The organism is Salegentibacter maritimus, assembly GCF_016236915.1.
In the GTDB taxonomy this organism is placed as follows: Bacteria; Bacteroidota; Bacteroidia; order Flavobacteriales; family Flavobacteriaceae; genus Salegentibacter; species Salegentibacter maritimus.
In genome coordinates this window covers 125,421-141,520 of sequence record NZ_JAEHOK010000011.1, presented here as the reverse complement: position 1 = coordinate 141,520, position 16,100 = coordinate 125,421, and the positions used below count along the sequence as shown (strand labels likewise).

17 protein-coding genes are annotated in these 16,100 nt (G+C 35.9%); 3 read left to right on the top strand and 14 right to left on the bottom strand.

Features of this window, described 5'->3' with window-relative positions:
* The first annotated feature begins 183 nt into the window (after positions 1-183).
* On the top strand, positions 184-1,710 hold the full coding sequence (locus I6U49_RS10170) for a GH3 family domain-containing protein (protein ID WP_198628594.1): 1,527 nt from the start codon (positions 184-186) through the stop codon (positions 1,708-1,710).
* Here the strand turns inward: I6U49_RS10170 and I6U49_RS10165 are convergent.
* The 3 genes from I6U49_RS10165 to I6U49_RS10155 all read right to left on the bottom strand — a co-directional run bounded on the left by I6U49_RS10165 (position 1,707) and on the right by I6U49_RS10155 (position 5,067).
* Positions 1,707-2,279, bottom strand: a complete 573-nt coding sequence (locus I6U49_RS10165) for a M48 family metalloprotease (RefSeq protein WP_198628593.1) — start codon at positions 2,277-2,279, stop codon at positions 1,707-1,709. The two genes, I6U49_RS10170 and I6U49_RS10165, sit on opposite strands and share 4 nt — an antisense overlap.
* A gap of 226 nt (positions 2,280-2,505) precedes the next feature.
* Complete coding sequence (locus I6U49_RS10160) at positions 2,506-2,988, bottom strand: DUF4168 domain-containing protein (RefSeq protein ID WP_193710757.1); 483 nt, start codon at positions 2,986-2,988, stop codon at positions 2,506-2,508.
* 210 nt (positions 2,989-3,198) lie between these two features.
* Complete coding sequence (locus I6U49_RS10155) at positions 3,199-5,067, bottom strand: TIGR00341 family protein (protein WP_198628592.1); 1,869 nt, start codon at positions 5,065-5,067, stop codon at positions 3,199-3,201.
* Positions 5,068-5,406: 339 nt separating this feature from the next.
* On the opposite strand from I6U49_RS10155, the gene I6U49_RS10150 reads away from it, so the two are divergent.
* Positions 5,407-5,850 carry a VOC family protein gene (locus I6U49_RS10150; protein WP_198628591.1) on the top strand — a complete coding sequence of 148 codons (444 nt, stop codon included), beginning with the start codon at positions 5,407-5,409 and terminating at the stop codon, positions 5,848-5,850.
* 71 nt (positions 5,851-5,921) lie between these two features.
* Here the strand turns inward: I6U49_RS10150 and I6U49_RS10145 are convergent, their stop codons facing one another.
* The 3 genes from I6U49_RS10145 to I6U49_RS10135 all read right to left on the bottom strand — a co-directional run bounded on the left by I6U49_RS10145 (position 5,922) and on the right by I6U49_RS10135 (position 7,938).
* Positions 5,922-6,734: a Cof-type HAD-IIB family hydrolase gene (locus tag I6U49_RS10145; protein WP_198628590.1), complete on the bottom strand. Its 813-nt coding sequence runs from the start codon at positions 6,732-6,734 to the stop codon at positions 5,922-5,924.
* 162 nt (positions 6,735-6,896) lie between these two features.
* Positions 6,897-7,253: a phage holin family protein gene (locus I6U49_RS10140; protein WP_193710763.1), complete on the bottom strand. Its 357-nt coding sequence runs from the start codon at positions 7,251-7,253 to the stop codon at positions 6,897-6,899.
* A gap of 52 nt (positions 7,254-7,305) precedes the next feature.
* Complete coding sequence (locus I6U49_RS10135) at positions 7,306-7,938, bottom strand: SanA/YdcF family protein (protein WP_198628589.1); 633 nt, start codon at positions 7,936-7,938, stop codon at positions 7,306-7,308.
* A gap of 126 nt (positions 7,939-8,064) precedes the next feature.
* Between I6U49_RS10135 and I6U49_RS10130 the strand changes: the two genes are divergently transcribed.
* The gene (locus I6U49_RS10130) at positions 8,065-8,697 is read left to right on the top strand and encodes an NAD(P)H-dependent oxidoreductase (protein ID WP_198628588.1); all 633 of its coding nucleotides are present in this window, start codon (positions 8,065-8,067) and stop codon (positions 8,695-8,697) included.
* Here I6U49_RS10130 and ribB read toward each other — a convergent pair.
* From ribB to I6U49_RS10090, 8 genes are all read right to left on the bottom strand, one after another.
* On the bottom strand, positions 8,694-9,842 hold the full coding sequence (gene ribB / locus I6U49_RS10125) for a 3,4-dihydroxy-2-butanone-4-phosphate synthase (protein WP_198628587.1): 1,149 nt from the start codon (positions 9,840-9,842) through the stop codon (positions 8,694-8,696). The two genes, I6U49_RS10130 and ribB, sit on opposite strands and share 4 nt — an antisense overlap.
* 30 nt (positions 9,843-9,872) lie before the next feature.
* Positions 9,873-11,324 (bottom strand): LptF/LptG family permease, encoded by a 1,452-nt coding sequence (locus tag I6U49_RS10120; protein WP_198628586.1) that lies wholly within the window; start codon positions 11,322-11,324, stop codon positions 9,873-9,875.
* Between the two features lies 1 nt (position 11,325).
* Positions 11,326-11,967: a LolA family protein gene (locus I6U49_RS10115; protein WP_198628585.1), complete on the bottom strand. Its 642-nt coding sequence runs from the start codon at positions 11,965-11,967 to the stop codon at positions 11,326-11,328.
* 19 nt (positions 11,968-11,986) lie between these two features.
* The gene (locus I6U49_RS10110) at positions 11,987-14,365 is read right to left on the bottom strand and encodes a DNA translocase FtsK (RefSeq protein WP_198628584.1); all 2,379 of its coding nucleotides are present in this window, start codon (positions 14,363-14,365) and stop codon (positions 11,987-11,989) included.
* Positions 14,366-14,557: 192 nt separating this feature from the next.
* Entirely contained in the window at positions 14,558-14,920 is a 363-nt protein-coding gene (locus tag I6U49_RS10105; RefSeq protein WP_198628583.1) for a diacylglycerol kinase, read from the bottom strand.
* On the bottom strand, positions 14,920-15,420 hold the full coding sequence (gene tpx, locus I6U49_RS10100) for a thiol peroxidase (RefSeq protein WP_198628582.1): 501 nt from the start codon (positions 15,418-15,420) through the stop codon (positions 14,920-14,922). The genes I6U49_RS10105 and tpx overlap by 1 nt, the downstream gene beginning before the upstream one ends.
* A 128-nt stretch (positions 15,421-15,548) precedes the next feature.
* Positions 15,549-15,797, bottom strand: coding sequence for a DUF6952 family protein (locus I6U49_RS10095; RefSeq protein WP_193710772.1), 249 nt, complete (start codon positions 15,795-15,797; stop codon positions 15,549-15,551).
* Positions 15,778-16,092, bottom strand: coding sequence for a thioredoxin family protein (locus tag I6U49_RS10090; RefSeq protein ID WP_198628581.1), 315 nt, complete (start codon positions 16,090-16,092; stop codon positions 15,778-15,780). Before I6U49_RS10090 ends, I6U49_RS10095 begins: the two co-directional genes overlap by 20 nt.
* Positions 16,093-16,100 lie beyond the last annotated feature (8 nt).

Below are 16,100 nucleotides of genomic sequence, written 5' to 3'. Positions count from 1 at the left end.
AATTTTTTCGCCTAAAGTCCTACTGTCCCCGCCATATGGAGAATACTGAGACATGAACAAGTTCGGAAAGCTCAAAATTGCAAAAGGTTAAAATCTTGATAATTGTTAAGACATTAATAGTCTTGATTTTGGTTTTTTTTATCTTCCATATCTGAAAATTAACACTGATAAAAATCCATAACTATGCCTATAGTAGGTTCCATAATAAAAAGTCTTATAGATCTTCGCGATACAATTGTTTCTGAGCCGGAAGCGGAAGAGGCACAGCAGGAGGTGCTTGTTAAATTACTTAAAAAAGCGAAAGATACTCAGTTTGGGAAGCACTACGATTTTGAAAATTTATTAAAAACAAAGGATATTAAAAAAGCTTTTGCAGAGCGAGTTCCTTATTTTGATTATAATAAGTTGAATGCAGAGTGGTGGTATAAACTTCATGAAGGTGAAAATGATGTTACCTGGCCTGGAAGACCACCGTATTTCGCAGTTAGTTCTGGAACTACCGGAAAATCCAGCAAACGTATCCCTGTGACCGATGAAATGTTGGAATCTATTAGAAAAGCGGGTATTAAGCAGGTGAGTGCTTTAAGTAATTTTGACCTTCCACCAGATTTTTTTGAAAAGGAGATTATGATGCTGGGGAGTTCTACAGATCTGGAAAAGGAAGGCGATCATGAAGAAGGAGAAATTAGTGGAATTAGTGCCAGTAATATTCCTTTTTGGTTTAGGGGGTACTATAAACCCGGTGAAGAAATCTCTAAAATTGAAGAATGGGACGAGCGGGTACAAAAAATAGCCGAAAATGCTAAAAATTGGGATATAGGAGCTTTAAGTGGAATTCCTTCCTGGTTAGAATTAATGATGAAAAAGGTTATTGAATATAATAACCTGGATACTATTCATGACATTTGGCCAAATTTACAGGTATATGCTTCGGGTGGTGTTGCCTTTGAGCCTTATGAAAAAAGCTTTAATGCTTTACTGGCTCGACCCATTACTGTAATTGATACTTATTTGGCCTCAGAAGGTTTTTTAGCGGTACAGGCAAGGCCAGAGACCAACGCCATGAAGCTTATTTTGGACAACGGAATTTATTTTGAGTTTGTGCCATTTAAAGCCGAATATATCAATCAGGATGGTTCTATAGTAGACCATGCACCGGTGATTTCTATAGAAGAGGTTGAAGAAGAGAAAGATTATGTATTATTAATTAGTACTGTTTCCGGAGCCTGGAGGTATTTAATTGGGGATACTATAAAATTCACCGATGTAAAACGAAAAGAAATCCGTATAACCGGGAGAACAAAATTCTTTTTAAATGTAGTAGGTTCTCAGCTTTCGGTGAATAAAATGAACGATGCCGTAAAGGAGCTGGAAAATAAATTCGATATAAGAATCCCGGAATTTACCCTGGCAGCGGTTAGAATTAACGGTGAGTTTTATCACCATTGGTACCTAGGGACCGAAGCCAATATTGAAGAAAACAATTTGGAAAAAGCTTTAGATGAATCTTTAAAAAATGCCAATAAGAATTATAAGGTAGCCCGTTCTAAGGCTTTAAAAGGGGTAAAGGTTACAAAGGTTGATCCCGATATATTTCCCGAGTGGAGTGCTGCCAATAAGAAAAAAGGCGGACAGGTAAAAATGGAAAAGGTAATGGATGAAGAGAAGTTTGCCAGGTTTGAGAAATTTGTAAAGGAGAAGAGCCTTTAATCTTCATCTATTTCATCAATAAGTGCCATGATTTCTTCCTGTGAAAGATAAAGTCTTTTTATTCGGGCTTTGTAAGTATCTGCAAGGTGGGTATGGTTTAAGATAAAATCTTTTGTTGCGATAATATACTTCCCAAGGCCGTGGTTTACCGCATAGGTGTCTGCGGCCCTTTCGGCTTCCTGTATATATTTTTTTGAAGTCAGGTATTTAATACCAAACCAAAGCATATTTATTGCGCTACGATCCCGATAGTCCATAATATGTCCTAATTCGTGGCCAATCCAACCAATTAAGACTTCTGAAGGTACATTTTTTACATCAAAAACCACGTCTTCAATCTCTATTTGTTCACTAATCAATACAAAGTAGGATCGTTTATTTTTGTTCTTTAATAATCCTGAAATTTTTGGTTGTGCCTGCATAAAAGACTTTTGAATCTCTTTTTTAAATTTGAATTCAATAGGAGTGTTTTTTAATTCGGGGTAATGTGAAAGTGCAATGTAGGTTTCCCTCCAAATTTCATCGGGTACTATCTTATTTTCAAATTTTAAAGTATCTTTTTGTTTCATTTTATTCTGCGCATAGAGATTATTCCAATTTAATAGGCTTATTAAAATTGAAATTATTATTGTAACATAAGTTTTAGACCAAAGTATCAAATTTAATTTCTTTAAAATCTAACTAAAATATACCAAGCTTATAGGCTTATGCCAAAAAAGAGATTATAAAATAAACATAAAAAAAGGCTGCCCGGAAAAGGCAGCCTTTTTTGCTTAATTCTAATATTATTAGAAATTATCCTTGCATTAACTTTTGTAGTCTTTGTTGTAATTCAGTATCGGTTTGAAGCGCTATAGCTATCTTTTCATACCGTGCTACTTCAAGCCCCTGTTCTTCAATAGCTCCTTCCATCTCTTTTTGGAACTTACCTTGCATGCTTTCAATTTCCGCTATTACAGCTTTATGCTTCTTTTTTTCTTCGGCGGTGGCATCACCTTCGGTATTTGGGTCTAAAGAAGCCTGGTGAATTTCATTAAAACGTTTTATATCAAACCCGCTGTCTTCAACCTTTTTTGCCATTTGTTGTTGTGCTTTTTGGTTTACCATCCTAATTCTTTGGTAAGCATCGGCAAATTTAGAAAGCTCTTCGTCGCTAACATCTACTTCTACAGCTTGCTGCTGTTGTTGCGGTAATTGCTGGGTTTGAGCAAAAACACTTGCTGTACTAAAAAGGGCAAAAGCAAATAATAAACCTGCAATTTTCTTTGACTTAATCATAATTGTTGTTTATAGTTTTAGAATAGTTCGCAATCTATAAATACGTAATTGTGATTCAAAAAATATAGATGATTAATTCTGGTTTTTTACAGAAGCTTAACGCAAATTAGATAGGATGTTAAATTTCAATGCTTTTAATTTTTTAATTCACTATTAGGCATTCCTTATAAGATTAATTAATAATTCTTTGCCTTAGGCGTTTACCAATTATTATTCAAATCTTCTTGCCGGGATGACTTCCAGTCTAATAGGTTCGCCAATATCTTCTTCTATTTTCTTTTTAATTTCCCTTATTTCATCCCCTTTTAGATTATCTGAGCTTACAAGCGTAAGTGAAATATTAAGTGGCGTGCTAAATCTTACTTTTACATTTCTAATAACAAGTTCGTTAAGGGTTGCACCTTCTAAACTTCTGGTAATATTTGCTTCCTTTTGAATTCGGTTAAAAGAAAGTGATAGGGGGATCATTACCATTCCAATTAAGATTAAAGTATAGATTAAACCTAATTTAGCTCTTTTAAATGGAGCAAACCCAAGTACCAGAAAGGTGATTCCCGCAAACATAATAATACCGGCCAGGTTGGTTAGGTATAGTAAAAATGCTCCCGAGAAAACCTGCCAGTCCCACCAGCCAACTCCTATACCGGCAACCGCCAGTGGAGGTACTAAGGCAACGGCAATAGCAACACCTGCCAAACTTTTTGCAATACCTTCTTTGGCATGGGCATAGGCAGCAGCTACTCCCGATGCGACAGCAATTCCCATATCTAGTAGAGTAGGGGAAAGCCTTGCGTCTATTTCAGAAGTGATTAGTTTAATTGGTATAATTAAACTTACCCCGGCTGAAAATAATAAAGAAACGCCTGTTCCTATCAGAATAGTAATGACTCCTTGTTTTAGCATCCTTTTGTCATACCTAGCCATACCCATAGCAAAAGAAACAATGGGGGAAATAATTGGAGCCAGGATCATTGCACCAATTATTACGGGAGAAGAGTCTCCAAAAAGCCCAAATGTTGCGATTAGGGTAGATAAAATCATCATTACTACATAAACAGAAGTAGTTTTTGAGTTCTCTCGTAATACCTTAAATAATTCCTGAAACTCCTCGGTAGTAGCCCTTGGGTAGATAGGAAGGCTGCGTTTGGTCAACTCTTCGCGTTTTTCTCCGGTTGGCAGGGTATTTATCTTAATACTTTTTTTAAGATTAACTTCATCTTTCTCTGAGGTATACTTACTGGACTGGGTTAAGCACAATGATTCTGGCTCGACCCGAAAAGTTATGAGTTCTGCCTGGTCTTTTTCGCCATCTACTGTAAATTCAATAGTAGACTTATCTTTTATGCTAAGTTTGTTAATTTTTATTCTTCCTATAAACGAGGGTGTTTTATCCAGCTGCCTTCCGAAGGGAACTAAACTGCGTAATAAAAACCAGATTAACTGTACGAGATTGGTAGGAGAAATAATAAGTGCATTAAACATGCCATCGTTTAAAGAGCTCTCGGAAACCAACCTTCTGGCCACTACAGAGCTAAGAGCGTGCTCTACGACAACTATTCCTAATGCCGATGTGTGTATTACCTTCTCATCTTCAGAGGATATTTCATAAGAGTTATGGGATAAAGAAGATAAACGTCTTATATTCCTATAAAAAGATAGAACCTCCCGAAATACATTGTTATTTTGATGTTCTTCGGTAAAAATAAATACATTGCCAATATTAACCGATTGAAATACGGGTGTTTCATTACAGAAGAGCATATCCAGTTTGTGCACCTCTTCATTATTTAAAATTTCCTCGATAACTTTTTCGGGGTCATTTGAAATACCTAAACCTTTAGTGGTATAGGTGTTTTCCGGATGCGGTAAAATAGCAATTTTTAGGTTTTGTTCTGCTGCTTTTGGTAAAAACTCCCTTAAGTGCTCATCGCTTAAATAGGTAACTATAGTAGCTTTATCATCTAGCTTTAAATCTGTTTCAGGATAACTTAAAATTTCTTTTTCGGTATTTTCCAACAATGGAAAAATATCCTCTTCCATTTTCTCTCTATCCTTCGGATTATATAATATATATAGCATAGTTGGTTATTGGGATTGCAAAGCCAAGTTACGGTTTTTTGAAATCGGTACTAAATGTTTAACCTGAGTTTTGGATTAAGTTTACAACGAATTTGGCCTTATTTGGTTTTGCTCCAAAATGGAGCTTAAATACTCATAGAATATCGGCAAGATGATTTATTTGATAATTAAAATTTATCCCGATAGTTGTCGTAGCCTCAAGGCTTGGCTCGAAAAAAATTTCTAATTAATGCCTTATACGAGGTAATTTACTCTATATTACTTTAAATATCCTGTAGCACTTTAAAGATTTTTTTTGGAAAGATGTTCTTTATGACTATTTTCAAAAAAAAAATAAGAATGAAAAATCTAAGTTCGGCTGTAATCATATTATTTGCAGCTACATCTCCTGAAAATCCTGATAAGCTTAAAAAGGATCATGATACTATTAGAGTGAAAGATTTAAAGGTCTCAGTGCCATTTTATAGAGATATTTTAGGGCTGGAGCAAATAGATAATGCCGGACTTGGAGATCACATAAAGTGGTTTAAGTTAGATAATGAAGTGCAGGTACATTTGGTGGAGAGTGATATTGTTGTAGAGAAAAATAAAGGTGTGCACTCGGCATTTGATACTCAAAACCTCACGAAATTTATGGAATTCCTAAAAGCTAACAATATTGCTTTTGAAAATGGAGATGGTGAAAAAAACACCTTTACCGATAGACCAGACGGAGTTCGACAAATTTATTTTCAAGACCCCGATGGCTATTGGATTGAGGTAAATGACAATAAATTACCCTAAAATCTACACAGGAAATTGTTTTAAACTTTCAAACAAGCCTGGGGTATGTAATCCAGGTTTGCTTTTAAAGCTTAGTGTTTTACAGCATATTCTTCTTTAAGTAAACCTAACTCCTCTATGGTTTTTAAAACGCCATTTTCATTATTGGAGTAAGTAGTTATGTATTTACTGGCATTAATAATTTCTGGATGTGCGTTTTTCATTGCGTAGCTGTATTTCGCGTTTTGCATCATTTCCAGGTCGTTAAGATAGTCGCCAAAAACCAGGGTTTCCTCGGGTGATATATTCAAATCTTTTTGGATTCCACTTATGGCGTTTCCTTTATTTGCGGTTAGTGAGGTAATATCTATAAAAACCTGGGCTGCAATGGCCACTTTATATTCGTTTTCATGTTCTTTAAAATGAGGGTAGGTGTGTTCTTCAACACCATTAAAGTTACATAAAGTTACTTTTAGAATAGTGTCATCTACTTCAGTGAGGTCTTCAACTTTTTCAATTTTTTTGTAAAATTTATTTATTTCGTTATAAAAGCTATCGTCTTTAGTTTCTATATAGGCAGATTTTTTTCCGCAAAGCACCAGGTAAGTTTCAGGAAGTTCTCTTCCTTTTCTAATAAAATCTAGAGCAGCAGACTTTTCGAGGGAATTCACATAAAGATCTTTTCCTTTATAAACCACGTGCGTTCCATTTTCAGCAAAAAAGAGCATTCGGTCTTTTATTCTATCGAATTTGCTTTCCAGGTTATAAAATTGACGTCCACTAGCTACCGAGAACATAACTCCTTTTTTATGAAGCAATTCTTCTATTTCCCAAAAATCGGGGTGAATTTCATGTTGATCGTTCAACAAGGTTCCGTCCATATCGGTAATAATCAATTTTATCATAGCCTTAATTTAAGCTGCAAATATAAGGGATTACTAATGTAGAGTAGTTAAGAAAACATCAAATGTACTTTTAGCGGTATAAGTTTTTATGATATATAATGAAGCAAAACTAAGATGGAAAGTAAGCCCGGATTTATTGATTGAAAAATAGTATCTATCTCCTTAAAAAAGTATTGCATCTACAATCCCACCTACAAGGGCTATAAAAACTGCCAGCCATAAAGAGGGGAGAAAGCCTTCGGTTTTAAAATCAGAACTAAACTGATCTGCAATTTCAATAATAATGGCGTAGGCAATAACCCGGGTTATAAAGCCCAATCCCAGGAAGTAAAAAATACCAAAAGTAGCTACATTTAGTAGTAGAGTGAGCACCCAACTTAAAAGAAAACTGAGTAAGCCTATAATAATTGCTACAATAATTGCCGTTTTAAAGCCTTTAAGCTTTACTTTAGGCATTATATTGGCAGCAGCAAGAAGCACTAAGGCATCAATTATAATATGAACTACCCATTGCATCATGTGTTAGGTGTTTTAATTAATATAATAAAGGTATAAAAAAAACGCCAAAAAATTACTCAAATCGGTTTTCTAATGATGTAGGTTTTTGTTTGATAAGAAGCTCCCAAATAGCTTTAAAATTAGCCAGTTGTTCCCTGCGTTTAATAGTTTCTGAAGAGGTATAAGCAACAGGAGTAGCTTCAAAACCTTTGTAATTTGCCCCCAGTTTTTTAGCGATATAAATACTTCTGGGTAAATGGAATTTTTGGGTAATTACAATAGCATCTTCAGTATTAAAAACTATACTGGCCCTATACATACTATCATAAGTGTCAAATCCAGAATGATCTAAGGTAATAGCTCTGGAAGGAACCCCTTTTTTGAGAAGATAATTTTTTATTGCATTAACTTCATCGTAATCATTAGTTCTATGATCGCCACTTATTAAGAAATTTTCAATTTTATTAAGCTTGTAAAGTTTATAGGCGGTTTCTACGCGATCTTTTAAAATAGGTGACAATTTACCATCGGCATGTACACTTGCGCCCAGGATTATTCCTGTTTTAGCTTCCGGTAATTCGGTGATTTCAGAATAAATGAGGTTTGAAGTTTCCTTTTTAATATAAGCTTCCAATCCAAATATAATGAGGATACTTAGCACTACAAAAAATGTAAACCCAAGGATTATTTTTTTTAAAAGCTTCATAGGCTTCACCTGTTATGACACGAAGATAAAAAATAATAGTTTACCTATATGTTTAATTTATTGTAGATACTTTAAGCAATGAAGGTGAATGTTTACCTTTGGCGTTATTAAAAGAATTTTTAAGAGATGACAAATATTAAAGCTTTACAATGGCGTTATGCCACTAAAAAGTTTAATCCAGAGAAAATACTTTCTTCTGAAAAAATAGCTATTCTAAAAGAAGCTTTTAACCTTACGGCAACTTCTTATGGTCTGCAACCTTTAAAATTGGTAATAGTTAGGGATAAAGAGCTTCAGGAGAAACTGAAAAGTGCTTCCTGGGGGCAACAGCAGCTAAATACCGCTTCGCATGTGTTGGTAATTTGTATAGAAAAGAAAGTTGATAAACATTTTATAGAACAATATTTTAAACGAGTAAAACAAATACGCGAGACCCCAGATGAAATTTTAGATCCTTTTAAAAAGTCTTTGGTGGCCAGCTTTGAGTCTAAAGCAGAGGAAGAAATTCACGCCTGGGCATTAAATCAGGCTTATTTAAGTTTGGGGACGCTACTTACTGTTTGTGCTACCGAAGAGATAGACGCCTGTCCCATGGAAGGTTTTGAGCCCGAAAAATATGATAAGCTTCTAAATTTAGACGCCCATAATTTAAAATCGGTTTTGGCTTTACCGGTAGGGTATCGCGCAGAAGACGACATGTTCTCAGATTTTAAAAAAGTACGTAGGCCTTTAGAAGATGTAATTATTGAAATGAATTAATAATTGGCATATCGAGTAATTTCCAGCCCATAACCAATCATACCCACACGTTTTGTGTGTTGGCTGTTAGAAAGTAACTTGATTTTGTGAATTTCTAAATCGTGCAAAATCTGAGCTCCAATACCAAAGTCTTTATTGTCCATATTTATAGGCGGAGCTTTTACTTCGCCTTTTTTCTGCCTTTCTTTTAGTTCGGCAAGTCTGGGCAATAAATTTAGGGATTGTACAGCAGGATTAATGAAAACAATAGCACCTCGACCTTCTTCATTAATGGCCTTAAACATGTTATCTAACTTTTTATCGGCATTATTGGTAAGGGTGCCAAGAATATCGTTGTTGACTAAAGTAGAATTCATGCGAACAAGAATTTCATCATCGGTCTTCCAGCTTCCTTTTGTTAATGCAAGGTGTACCTGGCCGTTTGTGGTTTGTCTATAGGCTCTTAACCTAAATTTCCCAAAGCGGGTTTCCAGGTCAAAATCTTCCTTTTTTTCAATAAGTGAGTCGTGTTGCATTCTGTAAGCAACCAGGGCTTCAATTGAAACAATTTTAAGATCAAATTTCTGAGCAACTTCCATTAACTGTGGCAGTCTTGCCATAGTTCCATCCTCATTCATAATCTCTACAATAACTCCAGCAGGTTCAAAACCGGCAAGTCTGGCAAAGTCTATAGCAGCTTCGGTATGGCCTGTTCTTCTTAATACACCGCCTTCTTTGGCTTTAAGTGGAAAAATGTGTCCGGGCCTGTTTAGGTCTGTAGGTTTTGTTTCGGGGTCTATGAGTGATTGGATAGTTTTAGCTCTATCTGAAGCTGAAATTCCTGTAGTAACACCTTTACCCTTTAAATCTACAGAGATGGTAAAGCCGGTTTCCATAGGATCGGTATTATTACTTACCATCATTTCCAGTTTCAGGTCTTTACAGCGTTTTTCGGTAATAGGGGCACAGATAAGTCCGCGACCGTGAGTAGCCATAAAATTAATCATTTCCGGGGTCACTTTATCGGCAGCTGCTACAAAGTCTCCTTCATTCTCTCTATCTTCATCATCTACCACAATTATTACCTTTCCTGCACGGATATCGTCTATAGCTTCTTTTATACTGTGAAGTTTAAGGTTGTTTTGGGTAGTCGTTTCCTGAACCATGTTGTGTGTTATTTTGACCTGCAAAGATATCTAATCTATTTTTCTTTTTGGCTTAATTATGCCGGCTTTTTTAAGCAGTTTTCTTATAGGCTCGGTAATATTATCGAAAGCAAACAAGCCCTGGTCTGTAGTAGCCCGGTAGGTGAGATAAACACCAAGTGGTAGCATAATGAGCGTGGATAGCCAGGTAGCAATAAACGGACTAATGCTACCGTCTTCAGCACTATTTTTAGCAAAAATTCCTATAAAATGATAGGTTAGAAAAAGTAGAATGGCAACCACCATAGGTAGGCCCATACCTCCTTTTCTAATAATGGCCCCCAGGGGTGCCCCTACAAAAAAGAGTACTATACAAGCAACGGCCAATACATATTTTTCATGCAGGGCTATTTCAAATTTGTTCAGTTTTTTCGTTGAATTTTTTAATTCAGATTTTTTAATGTTAAGGTGTGAGAGCGCCCCATTTACAGATCCAAGTGCTAAACTAACTATTTGTATTGCTTGGTAGGTATCATACTCTTCTAAAATGGTATTTTCAATCTCTTTAATAGAATCTGAAGGATTTAGGTTTACCTCAATATTATCAAAACTTGTACGCTGATACATATTGGCGGTAAGGGCTTTTTTCTTTGCATTGTGCGAAATGGCAAAAGAATCTATACTCTGGCGAAGTTCTGAAATATTAAGCATGCCCTGGGTATTATTATAACTTTCATCTTCCAGGTCTACATTGTTAAAATCAGAAAGATCCAGGTTAATGGTGTATTCTTCAAAATAGCTTTTCAGAAAAGGTTTATCCCTTCTTTTGGAATAATCTGAGGCTTGAACTTCATCGTAATAATTACCATCTTTTAAAACCAGGGAAAGCACGTCAGAATCTGTACTTCCTGCCAATTCTCCTTCCTTAGCCTTTATAACGGTAAAATTTCCGCTTCTATTGGCAGGTTTTTTATGGATAATGACATCGCTTAAATACCGGCCATTATCGCCACTTTTGTCTTCAACCTTAATATTTATGGTTCCCAAATCGTTAAAAACACCTTCGGTAATGGCCATTGCCGGTTTTAGCTTGGCGATATTTTTCCGAAGGTTAATAGATTTATATTCTGCTGCGGGGATAACATTATTAGCAAAAAAGAAAGCGGTTACACTTACCAGTAAAATAAAAACCGTTAAACCACGCATGGCCCGTTGCAGGGAAATCCCGGAAGATTTCATAGCTGCAAATTCATAATTTTCGGCAAAATTACCGAAGGTCATTATAGAGGTAAGCAGGATGGTAAGTGGTAAAACCAGTGGTACCAGTTTTGGAGAAAAATAGAGCAAAAATTTTAGGATAATTTCTGTATCTAAATCTTTTCCTGCCAGTTCACCTATATACAACCAAATGGTTTGGAGTACAAAGATGAACATTAGAATTATAAAAACTGAAAAGAAAGTTTTTAAGTAACTGGTGAGTATGTACCGGTCTAGTATTTTCAATTTAATCTAGTCTATTGATGTAAAAATCTTCGTATCGGGCTTCTTCAAAGGTAAACAGATTTTTAGCCAGTTCCTGGTTGGTTTTAAAGCTTTTTACAGTAATAGTTATTTGTGTGTTGTTAGCTTGTGTTTGTATAAGATTATAGATGTTTTTGGTTTGGCTATCTATTCCTAATAAGATATTCTTTACCTCGGCATCACTGTCTTTAGGTGTTAATTTTACATATTGAATATTGCGTCCATTTACATTTTTAGCAACGTCCATTTCATAATTATAACCTTCTTCATAAAAGCTAAACATTTTTGAGGGAGTTATATTATTTTCCTCTTCCTCTATATAAGTAGAGATGTTAATTTCTTCATCTTCGGGAATTATAGTGTAGATTTTCTTCCCGTCGAACATTTGGGTAGTTCCCATAAGGTTTAATAGATATTTCTCTCCTTTAATGCTAACATCACCTCGTGTTTCCTGATTTACATTAGCAGCATTGTTTTGAAGGCTATACTTGAAATCTATTACCATATTGTCGTAGGTTTTTACCTTTGAAGAGACTTCATTAAGTAGGGCTTCAGCCTTTTTAGAGTTCTGGGCCTGAAGGTTAAGGGTGAAAATAGCAAGTGTAATAAAAATTAAATTTTTCATTTTAGTATTTAAAGATGTGTTATTCTTCATTTAAAAATTGTTCTAAAGCAGCAAGATCGGTTATTAAAACCTGTCGGGCTTTACTACCTTCAAAAGGTCCTACAATCCCCGCTGCCTCTAATTGGTCTATTATTCGGCCGGCACGGTTGTAGCCCAGTTTTAATTTTCGTTGCAGCAAAGAAGCCGATCCTTGTTGAGCGGTAACGATCACTTCGGCAGCTTCTCTAAAGAGCTTATCTCTTTCGCTAACATCTATATCAACACCTGTGCCACTCTCATCTGCTTCATAAGCGGGAAGTTGATGTGCTTGTGCATAAGCTTTTTGAGAGCCTATAAACTCTGTTATTTTATCTACCTCGGGAGTGTCTACAAAGGCACACTGCAATCTTCTTAATTCATTTCCCTGTGTAAAGAGCATATCTCCACGACCAATAAGCTGGTCTGCTCCCTGGCCGTCTAAAATGGTTCGGGAATCTATTTTTGAAGTTACCCTAAAGGCGATTCTGGCCGGGAAGTTGGCTTTTATAATACCGGTAATAACATTTACCGAAGGCCTTTGTGTAGCAATAATCAAGTGAATACCAATGGCACGCGCCAATTGTGCCAAACGGGCAATAGGGGTTTCTACTTCTTTTCCAGCCGTCATAATTAAATCGGCAAATTCGTCTACTACCAACACAATATATGGTAGGAATTTATGGCCGTTCTCCGGATTTAATTTTCTGGCTTTAAATTTAATATTGTATTCTTTTATATTACGAACCATAGCATCTTTAAGGAGTTCGTAACGATCGTCCATTTCTATACAAAGTGAATTCAGTGTATTTATTACCTTGGTATTGTCGGTAATAATAGCATCTCCGGAATCTGGGAGTTTTGCCAAATAGTGTCTCTCTATTTTATTAAAAAGCGTAAGTTCTACTTTTTTTGGATCTACTAATACAAATTTTACTTCCGCGGGATGTTTACTGTAGAGTAGGGAGGTTAGTATAGCGTTTAAACCAACCGATTTACCTTGCCCGGTGGCACCTGCCATAAGCATATGCGGCATTTTGGCCAGGTCTACCACAAAAGTTTCGTTAGAAATGGTTTTTCCCAAAGCCATTGGCAATTCCATCTCGGCATTCTGGAATTTGGGAGAAGCAATTACCGAACGCATAGAAACAATGGTTGAGTTTTTATTGGGAACTTCAATACCAATAGTTCCTTTACCGGGAATTGGCGCAATTATCCTAATTCCCAATGCAGAAAGGGAAAGCGCAATATCGTCTTCCAGGTTTTTAATTTTGGAAATTCTAATCCCGGCTTCTGGTACAATTTCGTATAAAGTTACCGTGGGGCCAACCGTAGCCTTAATTTGAGCGATCTCAATTTTATAGTTTTTTAAGGTTTCTACAATACGATTTTTATGTTCTTCCAGTTCTTCCTGGTCTACGGTAATGCCACCTCCATAATCCTGAAGTAGCTCCAGGGTGGGAAACTTATAATTGCTTAGCTCCAGGGTAGGGTCGAACTCTCCAAAATCCTTCACTATTTTATTGCTAATCTTATCTTCTTCTATTTCTTCTTCTCTGGCTGTTTCCACTTCCATCGCTACCTCACCGGGATCTTCATTCTTTTCAGTTTTTAAAGAGGGAGAAGTAGTAGGGGCTTGTTCCTTAGGGGTGCTGGTTTCCAGTTTTATTTCGGTAGTAGTGTCTTCGTAAGTTTTTTCCTGTTTTGGGACTACTTTCTCTTTCCAGTCGGTTTCTTCATCGGTAGCCGATACCTCTGTTTTGTTTGTTTGAAATTCTTTGTTGAGACTTTCTTTTTTAGACTTTACAAAACCCCCAATTAGTTCGGGTGTTAATTTTAGCCTTAAACTTAAATAGGCGATAAATAAGAAGAATAACAGTAAAATGGTGCCGAAGAAGCCCAGGTAATCCTGAAGAAAGTCGTTCATTTCAAAACCAATTCTTCCGCCTAAAAGCGGATTTGTAGCAGCAAAAAAACCGAAGAAAATTGCTAACCAGAGCATAACTAAAATTCCCCAAAACCAGGATTCCCTTAATTTGGTAGATTTAATTCCAAGAAAAAGATGGAACCCGCTGTAGCTTACCAAAATTGAAAAAATAAAGGCAGCAATACCAAATCCCTGATACATAAAAAAGTCGCTAACTGAAGCTCCAAATTTACTAAGCCAGTTTTTGGTTTCTACTTCTCTATTAGTGAACTTACCAAGTGCGCTCTGGTCTACTTCCCAATTAAATAAAAAAGAAATAAACGCAACGCTTAAGGCCAGGCCGAACAACATAAAGAAGCTGCCTAAAACTACCTTTTGTTGCCTATTAAGTTTAAAGGAAAATTTAGTTGATTTTTTCCCGGTATTTGTTTTAGTCCTGGTTTTCTTTTTGGCCATAAATAATTGGAAGGATTTTGAGCAAAAATACAAATTAGCCCCATCTAAAGTAAAGAAATTTTACTTCAGTTTAGTCAGGCTTAGTCTATATGTTTAAACGGTCAAATCTAAGCAATTATTTTTTGAGAACTAAGTCTTATATTTTTTGAAATTTAAATTGCCGGCTTTGTGTAAGTTATTTCAGCAAATAAATTAAAATATATAGGGGAAATAGATAATTGCACCAATAATTACCGCGGTAATAGCTGCTATAAAAACGGCTCCCGCGGCAATATCCTTAATATGGCCAATTTTATTATGGAAATCTGGGTGTACAAAATCTGCCATTGCTTCAAGCGCAGAGTTTAAGCCTTCTGCCGTCATTATAAGACCAATAGCTAAAAACTGAAACATCCATTCGGTTTTAGTGATTTCAAAGAAGTAGCCGGCAACACACATAATAATGGCAATTACAAATTGCACCTGTATACTTTGCTCGTGTTTTAATAATAACCAGGCTCCTTTAATGGCATAACCGCCTCCTCTTATTCTCTTGCCCAGAAAACTATTGCGCATTATAAAAGGGTTTTTAACGCAGCAAGATAATCTGGTTCTTCTCCTATTTCCGGTACTTGTTGACTGTGAATCACAACCCCATTTTCATCTAGTACAATTACAACTCGTGATAGTAGTGCTTCAAATGCGCCATCTATAATTTCAAGGCCATAGTCTTTGCCGAAATTTCTATCTCTAAAATCCGATAGGTTTAGTACGTTTTCTAATCCTTCGTCATTTACAAAACGTTTTTGCGCAAAGGGTAAATCGCGGGAGATACACAAAACCACGGTATTTTTGAGCTCGGTAGCACGTTCATTAAATTTTCTAACCGAAGTTGCACATACACCGGTATCTATACTTGGAAAAATATTTAGAATAACGCGTTTTCCTTGAAAGTCGTTTAAAGTAGCAGTACTAAGGTCTGATTTTACCAGTTCAAAATGTGGAGCTCTTTCTCCTTTTTCGGGTAGGTTGCCATAGGTGTTTATTTTTTCACCTTTAAGTGTTATTTGCGACATGGGTTTTACTATTAAATTGGTTTGCTAAATTTAGAACATCTAGCATGGGGATTTACTAAAATTATCATAAAAACAAAGGGCTGTCTAAATTTAGACAGCCCTTTTAAATTATAGTAATAATGCGATTTTTAGCGGTCTATAGAACCCACTACTTTTTGCATAAAGTTGTTACAGGCATCTTTTTCAGGTGTTCCACCATCTATTGCTTGCTTAACTTCTACAGCACCGCATAAATTTGAGATCAATTCTCCTATCACATCCATTTCCTCGTCTTTTACTGAACGATGTTCAGAATAACTTTCAAGAACTTCTATGGTATGCTCCAGTTTTTGAGCCTCATTTTCGCGAGCTAAATGTTTAATTACTGGTAACTTCATTTACTAGGTCTTTTAGCGGTTCAAATTTGTTGGTTTGTACCTGATTTACGAAACTTCCATTTTTAAAAGTGGCGAAAGTTGGTAGGTTATCTACCTTTGCCAGTTTTCTGGATTCCGGATATTTCTCGGCATCTACCATTAAGAACGTTGCATTCTCATTTTCTGAAGCCAATTTCTTAAACTTAGGCTTCATCAATCGGCAGTTACCACACCATCCGGCCATATACTGTACCACCACGGTTTCGTTATCTGAAACTATCTCGTTTAAATTATCTTTTTCTAATTCTTTTATCATAGCAATTT